This is a genomic window from Thalassovita taeanensis, from assembly GCF_900110775.1.
GTDB classification, from domain to species: Bacteria; Pseudomonadota; Alphaproteobacteria; order Rhodobacterales; family Rhodobacteraceae; genus Litorimicrobium; species Litorimicrobium taeanense.
Genome location: NZ_FOEP01000017.1, coordinates 66,816 through 83,076 on the forward strand (window position 1 = coordinate 66,816; position 16,261 = coordinate 83,076).

At 57.2% G+C, this 16,261-nt stretch carries 12 protein-coding genes; 8 read left to right on the forward strand and 4 right to left on the reverse strand.

The window, feature by feature from the left end; all coding sequences use genetic code 11:
- Nucleotides 1-237: 237 nt before the first annotated feature.
- From BSF79_RS17405 to BSF79_RS17435, 7 genes are all read left to right on the forward strand, one after another.
- Entirely contained in the window at nt 238-918 is a 681-nt protein-coding gene (locus BSF79_RS17405) for an SOS response-associated peptidase (protein WP_090271105.1), read from the forward strand.
- On the forward strand, nt 908-1,495 hold the full coding sequence (locus tag BSF79_RS17410; protein WP_090271106.1) for an ImuA family protein: 588 nt from the start codon (nt 908-910) through the stop codon (nt 1,493-1,495). Before BSF79_RS17405 ends, BSF79_RS17410 begins: the two co-directional genes overlap by 11 nt.
- Nucleotides 1,422-2,921: a Y-family DNA polymerase gene (locus tag BSF79_RS17415; RefSeq protein ID WP_090271107.1), complete on the forward strand. Its 1,500-nt coding sequence runs from the start codon at nt 1,422-1,424 to the stop codon at nt 2,919-2,921. Before BSF79_RS17410 ends, BSF79_RS17415 begins: the two co-directional genes overlap by 74 nt.
- On the forward strand, nt 2,918-6,268 hold the full coding sequence (locus BSF79_RS17420; RefSeq protein WP_090271108.1) for an error-prone DNA polymerase: 3,351 nt from the start codon (nt 2,918-2,920) through the stop codon (nt 6,266-6,268). The genes BSF79_RS17415 and BSF79_RS17420 overlap by 4 nt, the downstream gene beginning before the upstream one ends.
- Nucleotides 6,269-6,309: 41 nt before the next feature.
- Entirely contained in the window at nt 6,310-7,041 is a 732-nt protein-coding gene (locus BSF79_RS17425) for a plasmid pRiA4b ORF-3 family protein (protein ID WP_226946406.1), read from the forward strand.
- A gap of 246 nt (nt 7,042-7,287) precedes the next feature.
- Entirely contained in the window at nt 7,288-8,118 is an 831-nt protein-coding gene (locus tag BSF79_RS17430; RefSeq protein ID WP_090271109.1) for a type IV toxin-antitoxin system AbiEi family antitoxin domain-containing protein, read from the forward strand.
- The gene (locus BSF79_RS17435; protein WP_090271110.1) at nt 8,108-9,025 is read left to right on the forward strand and encodes a nucleotidyl transferase AbiEii/AbiGii toxin family protein; all 918 of its coding nucleotides are present in this window, start codon (nt 8,108-8,110) and stop codon (nt 9,023-9,025) included. Before BSF79_RS17430 ends, BSF79_RS17435 begins: the two co-directional genes overlap by 11 nt.
- Nucleotides 9,026-9,203: 178 nt before the next feature.
- Here the strand turns inward: BSF79_RS17435 and BSF79_RS17440 are convergent, their stop codons facing one another.
- Nucleotides 9,204-9,800 (reverse strand): DUF6088 family protein, encoded by a 597-nt coding sequence (locus tag BSF79_RS17440; protein ID WP_090271111.1) that lies wholly within the window; start codon nt 9,798-9,800, stop codon nt 9,204-9,206.
- Nucleotides 9,801-10,397: 597 nt separating this feature from the next.
- Here BSF79_RS17440 and BSF79_RS17445 point away from each other — a divergent pair.
- Complete coding sequence (locus BSF79_RS17445; RefSeq protein WP_090271112.1) at nt 10,398-11,315, forward strand: HNH endonuclease; 918 nt, start codon at nt 10,398-10,400, stop codon at nt 11,313-11,315.
- A 47-nt stretch (nt 11,316-11,362) separates the two neighbouring features.
- Here the strand turns inward: BSF79_RS17445 and BSF79_RS17450 are convergent, their stop codons facing one another.
- The 3 genes from BSF79_RS17450 to BSF79_RS17460 are packed head-to-tail and all read right to left on the reverse strand — an operon-like array spanning nt 11,363 to nt 16,219.
- Nucleotides 11,363-13,795, reverse strand: coding sequence for an AAA family ATPase (locus BSF79_RS17450; RefSeq protein WP_090271113.1), 2,433 nt, complete (start codon nt 13,793-13,795; stop codon nt 11,363-11,365).
- The gene (locus tag BSF79_RS17455; RefSeq protein WP_090271114.1) at nt 13,788-14,417 is read right to left on the reverse strand and encodes a hypothetical protein; all 630 of its coding nucleotides are present in this window, start codon (nt 14,415-14,417) and stop codon (nt 13,788-13,790) included. Before BSF79_RS17455 ends, BSF79_RS17450 begins: the two co-directional genes overlap by 8 nt.
- On the reverse strand, nt 14,414-16,219 hold the full coding sequence (locus tag BSF79_RS17460; RefSeq protein ID WP_090271115.1) for an SIR2 family protein: 1,806 nt from the start codon (nt 16,217-16,219) through the stop codon (nt 14,414-14,416). Before BSF79_RS17460 ends, BSF79_RS17455 begins: the two co-directional genes overlap by 4 nt.
- Between the last annotated feature and the right edge of the window lie 42 nt (nt 16,220-16,261).

Below are 16,261 nucleotides of genomic sequence, written 5' to 3' on the forward strand. Positions count from 1 at the left end.
CGTGCAGCCGACCGAGTAGGGCGCGGTCCTGATCAAAAGGCAGGAGGGGCCAAGATCTTACCTTGATATTGACTGCGCCTAGAACAGATCTCAGAAAGGTGCATTGCGTAAGCCTCTTTTTGTGTCGCCCTTCCTCGTGAAGTTGGCGCTGGCTAAATCCGCCACACTTTCCAGCAGCCGCATGTTCTGTTATTGTTCTCATTCGAAACCGTATTCCGATTCCCGAGTGTACCTCAGATGTGCAACCTCTACTCCCAGACAAAGAGCCAGGACGCGGTGCGTCACCTGTTCGACAACATGCTTGAGCAGGACGAGGATCTGGTTGACGCTACTGGGAACCTGCCTCCTTTGACCGACATCTGGCCTGACTATCCAGCACCGATCATCCGGCATGGTGAGGGCGCTGCCTGGGCGCTGACAATGGCCCGTTGGGGCATGCCGACCCCTGCGAAGTTCCTCGAAGGCAAACGTACCGACAAGGGTGTCACCAATATCCGCAACGTCGGCTCTCCCCACTGGCGGCGCTGGCTCGGTGTCGAACATCGCTGCCTCGTGCCCTTCACGAGCTTTTCGGAGATTGACGGGCGCCGGGGTGCGCCGCGCAATTCGTCGGTCTGGTTCGCTTTGGATGAGGATCGGCCGCTCGCCTTCTTCGCCGCGCTGCGAACGACATGGACCTCGGTGCGCAAGCTGAAGGAAGGCGAGGTGACAGCGGAGATCTTCGGTTTCCTGACCTGCCCGCCCAACGCCGAAGTTGCGCCGATCCACCCCAAAGCCATGCCCGTCGTCCTCACGCAGCCCGAGGAATGGCGACGTTGGTTGACCGCACCGGCCGAGGACGCCCTGAAGCTGCAGCGGCCCCTGCCGGACGGGATGCTGAAGATCGTTGCCGAGGGGGTGCGCGAGGATGCGGTTTGAGTCCGCTCCGAGCGAGCTCTTTGCCCTGGTCCGGCACCGGGTCCATGAGGCGGAAGGTCCGGGACGGCGCAGCTTCGCTTTGTTGCAAGCCGCCCGACACACCGAGGCCCTGATCTGGATCATTCCCGGTCATGCCCCGCACCAGCCAATGCTCCGGGGTCTGCCCGAAGGCGTCGGGGAGCGGCTGCATCTCATTCGCCCTGCAAACGAGACCGACCTGCTCTGGGCCGCGGAGGAAGCGCTGCGCTCTGAAGGGGTCGGACTGGTAATCGCGGAGCCGGAAAAGCCCCTCTCCCTGATCGCCGGGCGACGCCTGCAACTGGCCGCGGAAGCTGGGCGAACCACCGGGCTCATGCTGATCCGTGAAGGCCAGGGCAGCAATGCTGCAGAGACGCGGTGGCATTGTACCCCGATTGCGGCGGAACGGCGGGACTCGACTCTGCATCAATGGGCTCTTATTAAGAACAAAAGGGAAACATTAAGAGCTTGGACTGTGCACTGGAATGGTAAGACGGCTGCTGTCGATCCGGTTTCCGCGGCTTGCAAGCGACACGAGCCAGCGGAGACGTCCCGTTGAGGGACCGTTCGCCCTGATCCATAGGTCAGGGAATGCCGATCATGTGCATTGTCTGAACCAAGCCGCCGAGACGCGGGGATTGCGCCTCGGCATGGCGGCGGCCGATGCGCGCGCCATCTGTCCCGAGCTGATAACGCGGCCCGCCGATCTGGCGCGAGAGGCGGCCGCACTGGCAGGCCTCAGACGCTGGGCGGGGCGTTATTCGCCGATGGTGGCGCGCGACGGCCCGGACGGGCTTATCGCCGATATCTCCGGTGTGCCGCATCTCTTCGGCGGCGAGGCTGAAATGCGGGCCGACCTTCATGCGCGGCTGGAACGGGTCGGCCTGACCCTCTCGAGCGCCATCGCCGAAACCCGTGGCGCAGCCCAGGCGCTGGCCCGTCATGGCGGCGGCATCCTGCCCGAGGGCGCGGCGAAGGAGGGTATCGCGAGCCTACCCGTCTCAGCGCTGAGGATCGGGAGCGATGTGGCGGAAGGTCTCGCCCGGATGGGGCTGAACAGGATCGGCGATCTCACCGATCTGCCGCGTGCGCCCCTCGCGCGACGGTTCGGTCCGGCTCTGGTGCTGCGTCTCGACCAGGCGCTCGGCCTTCAACCGGAGCCGGTCTCTCCCGAGGCGGACGCGCCGTATTTCGGGGTGCGGCTGACCATGCCGGAACCTATCGGCCTCGAGGCCGATGTCATGTCGGGCCTCGCGCGCTTGCTAGACCGACTCTGCAGCACACTTGCCCAACACCATCGCGGCGCACGGCGGCTGCGGCTTGAACTGCACCGGGTCGACCGGGAAACCGCGCAAGTCGAGATCGGGCTGGCCCGGCCGATGCGTGATCCCGAGCGGATTGCGGCGCTCTTTGCAAAAGGCGTGTCGCAGGTCGAAGCTGGGTTCGGGATCGAAGCGCTGCGCCTCGTTGCCCATGTGACCGAAGACCTGCCACCTGAGCAGATCGGCGGACCCCGAACGATAGACCGCGAGGACGCGCTGGCCGATCTCTTCTCGCGGCTCGGCAACCGGCTGGGCTTCGACAGGGTCCTGCGGCTCCTGCCTGCCGCCAGCAAAATCCCCGAGCGGAGCTTTTTAGTAGCACCGGCCGCCTATAGCGCCGCTGAATCTCCGCCGCCACATCGTGGACCAGATCGACCGATCATCCTCTTTCCGCCTGAGCTGGTCACGACGAAAGGGCTTGGACAACCCGGTCATCCCCCCGCCCGGTTCGCCTGGCGGCGCATGTCTTTCACCACGCTACGTGCGGACGGACCGGAACGGATCGCACCGGAATGGTGGTTCGACGATCCGGCCTGGCGCTCGGGCCTGCGCGACTACTGGCGGGTAGAAACCCAGGAGGGCCCACGGCTTTGGCTCTACCACACGCCACAGGCCCCGACCTGGCCCGCGCAGAGCTGGTTCGCGCAGGGAGAGTTCGCATGACCGGCTATGCGGAGCTCTGCGTGACGAGCAATTTCACCTTTCTGACCGGGGCCTCGCACCCCGAGGAACTGGTTACGCGTGCCGCCGAGTTGGGCCTGAGGGCCATCGCCATCACCGACCGCAACTCGGTCGCGGGCGTGGTGCGGGCCTTCTCGGCCCTGAAGGAACTGGCCCGCCTGCGCGAGGAGGCCCGCGCCGCGAGCGAGGGGGCCGAGGCTGGTCCGGTGATCCGATCCCGGCAGGTGACCGATCATTCCAGCCGCCAGACGATGCAGCACATGCCGGCAGGCGATGCCCCCCGAATTCGGCCGGACATGGTGTTGCCGAAGCTGATCCCGGGCGCCCGGATCGTGCTGACCGACAGCGAGGTCGACTGGCTCGCCCTGCCCACGGACATTGCGGCGTGGTCGCGGCTGACCCGGCTTCTGTCCCTCGGCAAGCGGCGAGCCACGAAAGGCGAATGTCATCTGACGCGCAAGGATTTGTCGGAGTGGGGTCAGGGCATGGTGCTAATCGCGCTACCACCCGACCCGATGGAGCACCCGGTCCGAGCGTGTGCCAGTGATCTGCGGCATATGCTGCGCACCTTCCCCGGCCAGTGCTTTCTTGGCGCGGCCCCGCGCTATGACGGCCGCGACCCTACCCGCCTCGACCAGCTGGCGCGGATCGCCCAGGACACCGGCCTGCCGCTGGTGGCCCTTGGCGAGGTGATGATGCATCGCTCGTCTCGGCGTCCGCTAGCCGATGTCCTGACCTGCCTTCGCGAGGGCTGCACCATCGACACGATCGGGGAGCGTCGGCTGACCAATGGCGAACACCGGCTCAAATCCCCGGACGAGATGGCGCGGATGTTCCATCGCTATCCGGCAGCGATCCGGCGCACGCTGGAGATCGCCGACCGCTGCGCCTTCCGGCTGGACGATCTGCGGTATCAATATCCCGACGAGGCGCGGGACGGCGAGCCCGCGCAGGCGCGGCTCGAACGGCTGTCGCGGGAGGGGCTGCATTGGCGCTATCCAGAGGGGCCGCCCGCCCGCATTGTGACGCGGGTCGACAAGGAACTGAAGCTCATCGGCGAGATGACGTATGCGCCGTATTTCCTGACGGTCAATGACATTGTGGCGTTCGCGCGCTCGCAGGGCATTCTGTGCCAAGGCCGCGGGTCGGCCGCCAATTCGGTCGTCTGCTACCTGCTCGGCGTGACCGAAGTGCCCCCCGAGAGCATCACCCTGATCTTCGAACGCTTCATCTCAAAAGAGCGCGGCGAGCCGCCGGATATCGACGTAGATTTCGAGCACGAGCGGCGCGAAGAGGTGATCCAATGGATCTACGAGCGATACGGACGCCATCGCGCCGGGCTGACCGCGACCGTGATCCATTTCCGTTCACGTGCCGCGATCCGCGAGGTCGGCAAGGTCATGGGGCTGAGCCAAGACATAATCGCGCGGCTTTCGGGCCAGATCTGGGGCTGGTCGGCCAGCGCCCCGGGAGAAGATCGGATGCGCGACGCCGGGATCGATCCGTCCGACGGGCGCGTGGCGCTGGCAGCGAAGCTGATCGGCGAGATCATTGGGTTTCCCCGGCATCTGAGCCAGCATGTCGGCGGCTTCGTGATCACCCATGGCCGGCTCGACGAGCTCTGCCCAATCGAGAATGCCGCGATGGAGGATCGCACCATTATCGAGTGGGACAAGGACGATATCGACGCGCTCGGGCTCATGAAGGTCGATGTGCTGGCGCTCGGCATGCTGACCTGCATCCGCAAGGCCTTCGGGCTGCTGGAGGATCACCGTCACCTGAAGCTGAGCCTCGCCAATGTGCCACCCGAGGATCCTGTGGTTTACGATATGCTCTGCAAAGCCGATGCGGTCGGGGTCTTTCAGGTCGAAAGCCGGGCGCAGCTCAACTTCCTGCCGCGCATGCAGCCGCGAAAATTCTACGATCTGGTCTGCGAGGTCGCCATCATCCGCCCCGGCCCGATCCAGGGCGGCATGGTTCATCCCTTCATCAACCGCCGTCAGGGCAAGGAAAAGGTCGAAGACCTCGGCCCCGCCATGATGGAGGTGCTGGGGCGCACCTATGGCGTCCCCCTCTTCCAAGAACAGGCCATGCAGATCGCGGTGGTCGCGGCCGGCTTCTCGGCCGGCGAGGCGGACCGGCTGCGCCGCTCACTCGCAACCTTCAAGCGGATGGGCTCCATCGGCGCGTTCCGCGAGCGGTTCATCTCGGGCATGTTGGCCCGCGGCTACGAGGCGGGGTTTGCGCAGCGATGTTTCGCCCAGATCGAAGGCTTCGGCAGTTATGGCTTCCCGGAAAGCCATGCGGCGAGCTTTGCGCGGCTGGTCTATATCTCGGCTTGGCTGAAGCGCCACCATCCGGCGGTTTTCACCTGTGCCCTGCTGAACAGCCAGCCGATGGGCTTCTACGCCCCCGCGCAACTCGTCCGCGACGCGCGTGAGCATGGCGTCGAGATCCGGGCCGTCTCGGTCAATCATTCGGCCTGGGACTGCACCCTCGAGCCACGCGGCGACGGAACGCTGGCGTTGCGGCTCGGGTTTCGGCAGATCAAAGGCATGCGGGAGGAGGATGCAGTCTGGATCGAGGCCGCCCGCGGCAACGGCTACGTGGACGTCGAAAGCCTGTGGCGCCGGGCTGGTGTCAGGCCGGTCGCACTGGAACGGTTGGCGGAAGGGGATGCCTTCGCCTCGCTCGGTCTCAATCGGCGCGATGCGCTCTGGGCCGCCCGGGCGTTGCGAGGGCCAAAGCCCCTGCCCCTTTTCGGGGCCGACGGTGAGGGCGGAGCGGAACCGCAGGTTACGCTGCCGGCGATGACGCTCGGGCAGGAGGTGATCGAGGACTACCTGGCACTGCGGCTTTCTCTGCGCGCCCATCCGATGGAGTTGCTGCGGCCGCGCTTGCCGGACAGTCTGCCGCATGAACGTCTGGATCGAACCACCGGGCGCATCACGGTGACGGGTCTCGTGATCACGCGGCAACGGCCTGGCACGGCCTCGGGCGTGATTTTCCTGACGCTGGAGGACGAAACTGGCGTGACCAACGTTGTGGTCTGGAGCCGGGTCTACGAGACCTTTCGCAAGGCGGTGATCGCCGGGCGGCTTCTGCGCGTCACTGGCCGGATCGAACGCGAGGGACAGGTCGTTCATGTGATCGCCGAGCGGATCGAGGACATCTCGCCGATGCTTTCGAGCCTTGGGCAACCGGCCACCGACGCAGGAGGTCGCCAGCCCGGTTCAGTAGGCCACGCCACGTTCGGCGGCCGCGGTTCAACGGCCCGGCATCCGCGTGAACAGGGAAAGAAGTTGTTTCCAAGCCGGGATTTTAACTAAGGCGTGCCCTCATATCGGTCGCAATAAGCGGGGCCAATATCGTGACCACTGGAAATGCAGACTCAATTGGTAGGACGGGTGTCGCAGCAGATGACCTCAAGGCAACGACAATCAAGTTTCCCCTTGAATGCTTCAGTCCAAAAAATCAGGTTGCTTCAACGACAAGGCCATCGAAACAGGCGGAACACATTTTGATTGAACTGAAAATCGAACTTATTGGCATCAAACCACCCATCTGGCGCCGGATCTTCGTGCCGAATGACATCAGCTTGGACATCCTGCATTCCGTTCTTCAGGGCGCTATGCCGTGGCAAGACTATCATTTGCATGAGTTCGAGATTGGCGAGGACAGGTTCGAGGCCCGCGACGAAAGTGACGACAGCTGGGATCCTGACGATGGCCGAAAGGACGAGAAGAGGTTTACTCTTGGAGAGCTGGTCAAGAAAGGCAGTCAGTTCACATACACTTACGATTTCGGCGATGGTTGGCGACACCTCGTCACTGTCGAGAAAGTTGGCAAAACAACCGGAAGACCAGATCAGGACTTTCCCGCCTGTGTTGCCGGAGAACGCGCGTGTCCGCCAGAGGACAGTGGGGGGCCCTACTCTTACGAAGAGTTTCTCGACGCACTGACCGACAAACACCACCCGGAACATCGTGATACAAAGCAATGGGCGGGCGCGTTCGAACCGGAAGTGTTCAGCGTGCAGCAAGCCAATGCAGCCGTCGGTGCGATGTTTGTTTGGGCAAAAGAGCGCCGCGATCGAAAGTGAAACCTGACTCTGGTTTGGCGCAGCTGCTTCGACATGAGCACAAAGCTCCAACTTTTCGATCCGAATGGCCGGGTGTCTTCTCAGCCCTTCGAGGGCATCCCCGCCCTGCTTTGCTGGTGAGCTTCAGAGCCGACAACCACCAATCTCTTTGAGAATGTGAAAATTTGTCCATCCTTGACGGACTATCTCACAGGTCTCCACAGAAACAAGTGGCGGTCTCTTTAAAAATATATCATTGTGTCGCTTATGAGCGGACAAGAACACGAAAAACTAAAGAACCTTCTTGAGGCTGTCCCCACGGGGTTCCTCGTGGACTCCGTCTGGCTTGAGCACCACGGGATAGGCCGGCGTTCGTCCTACGCTTATGTCCAACGCGGCTGGCTAGAACGCCTTGGCCGCGGCGTCTTCCGCCGCCCCGCACCAAGCAGCGCCACCACGAACACACTCGACTGGAAGACCTGCCTGCTCTCGCTCCAGCACATCATGCACTACCCTGTCCATATCGGCGGGGTGACGGCATTGAGCCTGCAAGGCTATGCGCACTATCTCTCCCTCGGAGACAAGAGCACGGTTTGGCTCTACGGCTCAAAAATCCCCAACTGGCTCGAAAAACTGCCGCTCAACGCCGAACTCCGCCCACGCAGCGTATCGCTGTTCTCCGATCCGGAGTTGGGTGTCGCTGACACACTAAATAATCTCAACGAGACAGCATCGTCCCTGCCATGGGACTGGAAACTGGTGATGTCCTCGCCGGAACGCGCGATCCTCGAAGCGCTGGACGAGTTGCCGAATCAAGAGAGCTTTCACAACCTCGACATGGCGTTCGAAAGCCTGACGACGTTGCGCCCGAGAACCCTCGCGGCGCTGCTCAGCAGTTGCAAGAAGATCAAGGTCAAACGCCTGTTCTTCGTGTTCGCCGACCGCCACGACCATGCCTGGCGCAAGCGACTCGATCCGGAAGAGTTCGACCTCGGCAGCGGCGACCGCGCATTGGTTAAAGGCGGCAAGATACATCCGCGCTACAGGATCATGGTGCCCGAAGAGTTTGTAAGAAAGGAACGTGGTCATGGCGCGTGAAGACTATGCCGCCCAAGTGGCCCTGCTCGTGCGCATACTGCCGTATGTCGCAAAGGAGGAGATATTTGCGCTGAAGGGCGGGACGGCCATCAACCTCTTCTATCGCGACCTTCCGCGCCTCTCGGTCGATATCGATCTGACCTATCTGCCAATCAAAGATCGCGCAGAAAGCCTCGCCGAGATCAACGACGCGATGGACCGGATTGCCGCCGCCATCGAAGGCGGCATCACCGGCGCCAAAGCGCAGCGCATTGCGGGCGGTGGCGGCGGCGCTACACGCGCGCTCGCACGTCTCGGCGCAGCGGAAATCAAGATCGAAACCTCCCCCGTCACCCGCGGCGTCGTGCATGCTCCGGAACAACGCGAAGTCTCGGAAGCCGTCGAGGAAGAGTTCGGATACGCGATGATGAACATCGTCTCCTTCGAGGATTTGTTCGGCGGTAAGCTACATGCGGCCGTCGATCGCCAGCACCCGCGAGATCTCTACGACGTCAAGCTCCTCTACGAGAACGAAGGGTTTACCGACGAGTTGTTCCGCACCTTTCTGATCTACGTCGCGAGTTCACCACGCCCGCCGCACGAACTGCTGAACCCAAACCTGATCAATCTGGATCAGCCCTACGCGCGAGAATTCGAGGGCATGACGAAGAAAGCGGTCAACCTTACGGAATTGATCGCAACGCGCGACCGCCTGATCGGGGACATCCAATGCCGCATGGATGTGGACGCGAAGAGGTTTCTGAGAACCCTGCATGAAGGCGATCCCGACTTCGACGCGATCGACCGCCCTCAAGCGGCCGAGCTTCCGGCGGTCAGATGGAAGCTAATCAACGTGAACAAGCTGAAAACAGATAACCCCAAGAAGCATGCCGCCCAAGGGGAAGAGCTAGAGAAACTCCTCGGCTGAAGATGGATCAGAGATGACTGATTTTGAGAACGATCCCGATTATGAAAAATGCTTGGTCACGTTTTTTGATGTGCTCGGCTTTCCAAGAGGTCTGCGGGCCGCCCCAGCTTCGAGACAGCCACTTCCAGCGCGTCAATCTTGTCTTCGCGCGACAGGGAAAAGTAAGTTTGGCTTTCTGTCATTGCGATGACGCGAGCGCGCTAAGTTCCTTGGCCATCCAGGTTGGCGCACAGGCGCGAAGGCTCAGAAGCTCGCGCTGCTCCTCTTCGTTCAGCGTCGCCTTGATACGCCTCAATGCCTGAGCAGCTTCGGATTTGCCGAAATAGGCGAGCGCCCGAAAGGCGTACCCGGCACGACTGATGGGTGCTCGAAGCTGCCAGCTCGGCACATGTTTAAGCTCGACGCTTTGCACTCCGAGTTTCAAATGACGGCTCGGCCCGGAGGTCCAATACACTTGACGGGAAGGATTCTGCGCCGAAATGCCGAGCAGGTTCGCTGCCGACGCTCCGCTTTGCGACACGCGCTCACCGGTTGATTTCGCAATGTGCTCAACCACGGCCTGAACCGAGGGCGCCCGGTTCCCGAAGCGGGTCTTCACAGGCGACGCGAACAATCCTCGCCTCACACGCATAAGCTCCCCTCGCCGCACCAGCCGCGACAGCGCCTGATCGACCGCCGCACGCTCTCCGAGGTGCAACAACTCCCGCGCCGACAGGGTCGCACCCTCCGGCAATGCTTCAGCATAGGCCTTGATCGCTTGGGATGTGGTTTGCATGATCGCCTCCAAGTGTCAGATATGTAGCTTAGTTTCTGACCGCTTCAAGCAGAAGCTTCCGCGGCTCACGCTGGGCCTGGAACAGATCGCACAATGAAGCCGCCGTCCCAAAAGTGTTCAGGCAAAGGAAGGATTCGTGACGATAGGAAATCATGACCAATTGGGTTCACGCGGTCAGGCTCACAAGAGCCAAGCAACGTAAACGGCCCTTGCTGTCGATCGACATGAACAGCCCTGACCTTTCGTTCGCTTCATAGCCGAGCGCTGCGCCGCAGCTTCACCTGACCGGCCATTCGTCTATCGTACAGCATTTCCGACTGCCGAGGTCAGCAACGCGGGACGGAGCTGCCATTGGGCCTATCATGCTCAAAGGGCACTTCCGGCCCTTTGCTGCCATTGGCCGTCACCCAACAATGCTGCAGTTGCAGCCCACAAAGCCGACGTTCGCCGCAATTGCGAAGTCTTCGGCTGTGTGAACTCACGGTGTCCGGGACTTTTGCGCCATTCGCCCCATTCCAAGCAAAGATCGCTCTCGACTCAAAGCAGGCATGGCCAAAACTCGCTTGCGGAGAAAGTACATTGGCTTACTGAAGTAATATGACAAATGATACTGACGATAATTTCGATTTGAATGAACCTGCTGCGGGCACGCACCACCCTCCAGGTTGGACGATTGAAACTGTTCATTTAGAGCCTTCAGGGAAAGCGCCAAAAAAATATGGCCCTTCCACCTACCGATTTTCAGCAGCTCTTACGCTTCCCGTAATTCTACCTCGCCGAGGGTGGGAGTTGGTCAAGAAAACGAAAAACTACGCATACCTGAGGCCACCAGAGGGCTCCGATGGCCCCCCATTTCAGATTGATATTGCGGTGCCTTCTTCTGCGGAATTTTTAGAGATCGCCGCAAGAAGTTATGCCAGAGGACAAAGCTGGATAGGGCAACTAGGGGAGTGGCCAGCTTTTTATCAACATGAGCGTAACACGGACATGCGTAAAATGTGGCACAATCCAGCTAGCGGCGAAATGGAGTCTCGGCTTCATGAACCCCCCCCGCAATCAAGTTTTAGCATAGGTGAGTATGGTATTTGGAGAATGTCAGCGACTTCAGAGGAAGGTCGATTTTCGCTTGGTATGAGTTATCCGATGACATTGGTGAAACAAGCTCATATCCCCCCATCTCTGAAGGTGCGCACATTATTTGAAGGTACGCCGACGTCGATTGAGTTGACAAAATATGAACGGAACGCCGCTGCTCGACGGCGGTGCATTCAACACTTTGGGCCGACATGTTTGGCGTGCGGCCTAAACTACGAACAAAAGTATGGCGCGATGGGAGCAGGGCTGATCCATGTTCATCATATTGTGCCGATCTCCACAAAGGGACAGGTTCACAAAGTCGATCCTTTGCGAGATTTGGTTCCATTGTGTGCAACCTGCCACCATGTGGTCCACAGTAAGGACCCGCCACTGAGTATTGAAGAAGTGAAGCAAGCAATTGAAACTGCTCGGGGCTGAGGCTCTCCAGTATCCACCTCGACCTCTCCAGTAGGCTTTATGTAGCTCTAAGCGACTTGCCCAAAGGTCAAGTCAGTTTTGAAGGATATTCTTTTTGCCAAGCAATTTGTATCTTGGTCTTCGCTGCGCGCCATTTCAAGTGTGAGAAGGGTATCCTCTGGGAATGCCGGGCTAAGCTCTAGGCGTAGGTATTCAAATAGCTGTCTGTCATGGACGGCTATCATTACCTGTCGATTGTGTTCTTTTGAAAGCGTCCTGAGGAGTGCCGCAAAGTTCGAGATATGAACATCATCCATTGACTGGACGGGATCGTCCAAAATCAGCCATGGTAACTTCTTAGGCACAGACAGATGCAGCGCGAGAAATAACGTGAGTGCGGCAGTGTTAAGGTTGCCGGCACTTAACATGGCACCTGGTGTTCCCCCTGCGTCCCCACCATTTCGGAAATTTGTTATCAATTTTGGCTGAAGACGCTGCGTGCTAGATTCCGGCACGCTGAATGCGGGAACGAATGGCTCGTCTGGAGCAAGTCGAACGAACAAGTCACGCCACAAATGGTTCAATCGATCATTGAACTCACTTCGGATTATGCCTGATCGAACGTTATCAACGATCGTTCGCAAATCTGAGGCCTGTTTCCTCAAGCCTTGACCTCTTTCAAATGCACTCTTGGCCTTTTTCAGTTCACCTTCTAATTCTGCGATTTCAACATCCTGCGCTCTACGCTCGTCGACCATGCGTAGAAGGTCATTCCTCAGTTCACGAATTCGAGTTTGAGCAGAGGCGCAACGTTGATGTGTTTGCTCTCGTACTGACAGAGCTTCGCTTAGTTGTATCTCTAAATCGGAAAGAGAGTTTTTCGAATGGCTCAAATCGACTCCGACTTCCGATGCAAAAGCTTGCAGCGTTTCGCGTGCCGCAGTGAGTGTTGAGTTCATAGACTGGAAGTCGCTCAATCCGCGCCGAGTTGCCACTTCCGAGGCCCTTAGAGCTCTGCCTCGTTCAAGAATCTGGGCTGCTTTTTTCGTTGCGAGGGTCATCGCTTGAATGTCACCATGCCGTCTTTCGAGAGAATTCACTTCGTCGTCTGGCAGCAACCGAGCTTGCCTTTCATCTATTCTCTTGCTGGCCGACCGCAACCGTGTCTCTTCGTCGTTACGAGCCCTTCCCAATGCTAGCAGTCTCTCAGCTGAAGCCGACAACAAACGAACCTTACTATGAACGTGATCCGTAAGGTTGCCTGCTTCACGCTCCGAAAAGTCACGATCACAGATGGGACATATCTCATCATTAATGTAACCACTTAACTCCGAAAGGAGGGATGCGAAGTTCTCCGACGTTGACGGGATGGTTGAAAGTTCTTCATCAATAATTTCGATTTGCTTATTGGACACATTAACGATTTCTCTATCCACGCTAGCGTCCGTGCGATCGGATCTTGCAGCGGATAGCCTCTTCTCAATGCGTTCTTTTTCGGTGGTTAAATGTTCGAGGGATTCTTCCCAGAACTCTAAAAAGTCGCCGCTCAAGGATGTGCGCGGGAGAAATGAAAGAAAGCGGATTTCCAGATCTTCAATAGTGCTTAGATGGTTGGACTTCCAAAGTTCATATTCACTGGTCACTTCAGCCGCTTCGGAAGAAATAGATGCATAATCTGCCTGCGAGAACGTGCTCGCCGCTTCGATTTGTTGACGAATGGCCGAAAGCTCCCTTTGCCTACCAATCGTGCTACGCAATTCTTTTTCATGTGTGGGTATAAGCGCCAGCTCAATGAGTTCCTGGAAGCTGTCTTCCGACGCGTCCTTGTCCATATCGAGAACCAGCAACCGTTCCTGCAACTCTAAAAGCAGTGCATTGATTTTCGCCTGCGTCTCGGTTCGAAAATTCGATTTATTTTCACAGCTTACGTTAAGGCTATCGACCTCTGCTTCAATTTCCATCCACTTCTCAGAGCTCTTACGAATGTTGCGAACATCTTTCAGCGTTTGGAGGCCACTCTCGAGAGCATCCAGGCGGTCGAGACCTAAGAGGTCACCCACAAATTTTGCTAGTGGCGAATCCATACTTGAGCTGGATTCTTGATATATTTGAAGTAGTTGACTAAGTAGAGCCTGAGGCAAAAAGGCTCTCTCACTGAAGAATTCAGCCAAGTCATCTTCAAAATTTGAGAGACTATCTATGCCACTGTCATGAATCGATGATCCAAAGTCTCTGCTTTCACCGTGTCTCTCTACCGCAACGCTGACTCTTCCATCCGTTGCTCCACGATAAAGAAGCTGAGATGAGTATGAACGATCTGCTCGCAATAGTGATTGCACTTTACCTGTTAGAGCCAGCTCAATAGCTGAAAGCAGGCTAGTCTTTCCGGCCCCATTTTCTCCATGCACTAGTACCACATTTGCGTCGAGAGGTACGTTTATGGCTCCTTTTATGCTTCTAAAATTCTTGACTGATAGGCTTTTCAGTAAAAAATCAGACATCGCTCTCCTCCTTTTCTAGAGAGCCTTCAAGAGAAGAGATGAGGCTGTTTTCGACAGCTTCTTTTCCAATTTTAGAGGCCTCGAGAACCCTGCTGATAAAATCTTGGTCCATTGCCGCTGGAACAGCCATTCGCAATTGCTCAATTGCTGACTGATCATCGTCATCGACGACTGCAGAGCTTTCAGGCAACGTTAGCGGCAACAACACGCTTATCCTATCGTCTAGTTGACGCCTAGCTTTCTGACGTGCAACTTCATCGATGTGATTTGTCGAGATGTTGTCAACAGTGAGAACTCGGCAGTTTTCGGATAAATCCTCAACACTACTATGGGACACTGCACCAACCAAAATTGCTGTGATCACAAGCCTTGATTGAGAAACATCTAGCGCGCGACCTAGTCCAGCGATTCTTTGGCTAACACGTTTGGCATCGCGATCTCCGTGTTCTCCAGTCGTGGTATCTACTATCAATACAAGATCATTTGCCCTTCTAGCATTTCCTCGGAAAGCTAGCGTGAAGTTGAAGTCGACGGAAGCTATGCGGAATGGTGTATCCAACTGTCCATAGCCCGCTTCGAGTAACCGATCAGCTACCATTTTGACTAGAGGGGAATCATTCATACGGATGCCTGTGTAACAAATTCGGTGTTTAGGTTTTGTAGATTGTCACTCTTTTCCAGCATAGCCTCTAAACTCAAATGAGTAGTGCGTACGCTCGCGTTGCGTCCTGGCGAGGAACGAGGGCTACGTGCGCTTCGTGTGCTTCCTCCATCAGGACGAAGTCGGGGCCAAAGGTTGTCCGCATGGACTACGATAGCACCTTGTCCCTCAAATGCCCCATCTTTCTCCAAAATGATCGCTTCAGTGACAGACTTCACAATGAATAGCGGTCTTGGTTCGGCTCCCGGCCAAGTTCCTGTGACAGTTAAGGACCCGCCTTCGATTTCGTCGTTTAGGGCCGGTAATAACGTCCATAGACCCTGAGTTCGGCCATAGTTTATTAGGCACAAAGCGAGGGCTAGCTGTCCAAGATGAGAATCGCGTGCGAGTTGGTCTCCAGGGAGTTGGGAAAGCGAAGTTGCGCTTATTGCCTCATAAGTGCCAGCCGATTTTGGAACCGTACCTTTACGATACAGCGACAGAAGGCGCGGCCACGTCAGATGAGCCTGATCAAAGAAGGTTTGACGGTTGTCGGTTGCTGAATTGGCTATGAAGTCACGACACGATTTGAGTGAAGCACTGAGCTCGGCGTTGAAGTCATCCTTTCCAATATTGGCGACCCAATCGTTCAATAGGTAGTCTAGCTTATGAAATGTTAGCTGGAGAAGCAGCCCAATCAAGACTTGTTCTGGCCAAGCTCGTAAATGCGCGCCCGCGATGATATCAGCAGCATTGGCATCATAACTGTCCCGATAAACGAGCCTTAAAGCTGCGCGTTGACCGGCTTTGAGTCTGTCTTCGCAAAAGACGTAACCAGGAGCATTGGGCTCGCTTGGCCAAGGCCAAGGATTGACCTCTTTTGCTCTAGATATAGTTTGATGCAAGTTTTGGTCTTGCATTGACAGCCCCATACCAAGAGCTTTCTGATTGGTCGCTATGCCAACAAGTTCATTCCTAACTGCAGCAAATAGTGGGGTTTGAGGCCAGTCCGATATCTGCGTAGTGCTCCCCGTGAGATATTTCCGAAATGTACCCGGTTCGTCGGTAGCGTGACGAATACATCCGTGAAACTTGAGAAGCCTTGCACGTCCAGGCGGAGTTCTGAGTTGGATCGGGTCGACTACAACCTGAATAATATTAGACGCGCCTGGACTTAACTTCTCTACTGCCTGCTCGATAAAAGTATCCCAGTTGGCTGACGCAATATTTCGCACGACCCCTTCGAGAATTAGCGCTGCAATACAAAGGTGTTCGATTGCTGGAGGAGCGGGATTTTCAAATGCTTCGCGGATTCCTATTGCGTCCCATAAGATGTAATCACTGTCTTCATCAGGCACACGTAGGTCCAGAACTTCAGAGTACTGGTTCCAAAGTCGGGAGATGATAGCTTCTTGGTCTGGCCAATCGGAAAACTGAACTTGGAGGTTAGAATCCAGTAATTCCGGCCCAAACTCTGCAATCTCTAGCAGTTCTCGTAGGGTGTTAGAGAACTTCCCGTTACCGTCTTCAACGACTGCTTTTTCACGAAGAAACTCTGCGGCCTTGATAAGAAGATCACCCAAATTGGGTGCATTCCGCGAGATGCCAGATCCAATCCAAAAAGCGAACTCGCCGTTCTCTACTGCTTTAGAAAAGGTTGCGAAATCCTGTTCAAATCTCTGGAGGACCTCAATAACTGAGACATCGTTCGCTGTCTTCTCGTCTGCCAATATAAACTGCCTTCTTACAACTAAACCTAATCCGACCACGCTAAGGTTGAACACGTACGATGTAAAACATCTTTTGGGTTGGTCGTGCTAATTTGG

What these genes read in the sequence shown, in the direction of transcription:
- BSF79_RS17405 (WP_090271105.1), top strand. Translation starts at nt 238, where the DNA reads ATGTGCAACCTCTACTCCCAGACAAAGAGCCAGGACGCGGTGCGTCAC.
- BSF79_RS17410 (WP_090271106.1), top strand. Translation starts at nt 908, where the DNA reads ATGCGGTTTGAGTCCGCTCCGAGCGAGCTCTTTGCCCTGGTCCGGCAC.
- BSF79_RS17415 (WP_090271107.1), top strand. Translation starts at nt 1,422, where the DNA reads ATGGTAAGACGGCTGCTGTCGATCCGGTTTCCGCGGCTTGCAAGCGAC.
- BSF79_RS17420 (WP_090271108.1), top strand. Translation starts at nt 2,918, where the DNA reads ATGACCGGCTATGCGGAGCTCTGCGTGACGAGCAATTTCACCTTTCTG.
- BSF79_RS17430 (WP_090271109.1), top strand. Translation starts at nt 7,288, where the DNA reads ATGAGCGGACAAGAACACGAAAAACTAAAGAACCTTCTTGAGGCTGTC.
- BSF79_RS17435 (WP_090271110.1), top strand. Translation starts at nt 8,108, where the DNA reads ATGGCGCGTGAAGACTATGCCGCCCAAGTGGCCCTGCTCGTGCGCATA.
- BSF79_RS17440 (WP_090271111.1), bottom strand. Translation starts at nt 9,800, where the DNA reads ATGCAAACCACATCCCAAGCGATCAAGGCCTATGCTGAAGCATTGCCG.
- BSF79_RS17445 (WP_090271112.1), top strand. Translation starts at nt 10,398, where the DNA reads ATGACAAATGATACTGACGATAATTTCGATTTGAATGAACCTGCTGCG.
- BSF79_RS17450 (WP_090271113.1), bottom strand. Translation starts at nt 13,795, where the DNA reads ATGTCTGATTTTTTACTGAAAAGCCTATCAGTCAAGAATTTTAGAAGC.
- BSF79_RS17455 (WP_090271114.1), bottom strand. Translation starts at nt 14,417, where the DNA reads ATGAATGATTCCCCTCTAGTCAAAATGGTAGCTGATCGGTTACTCGAA.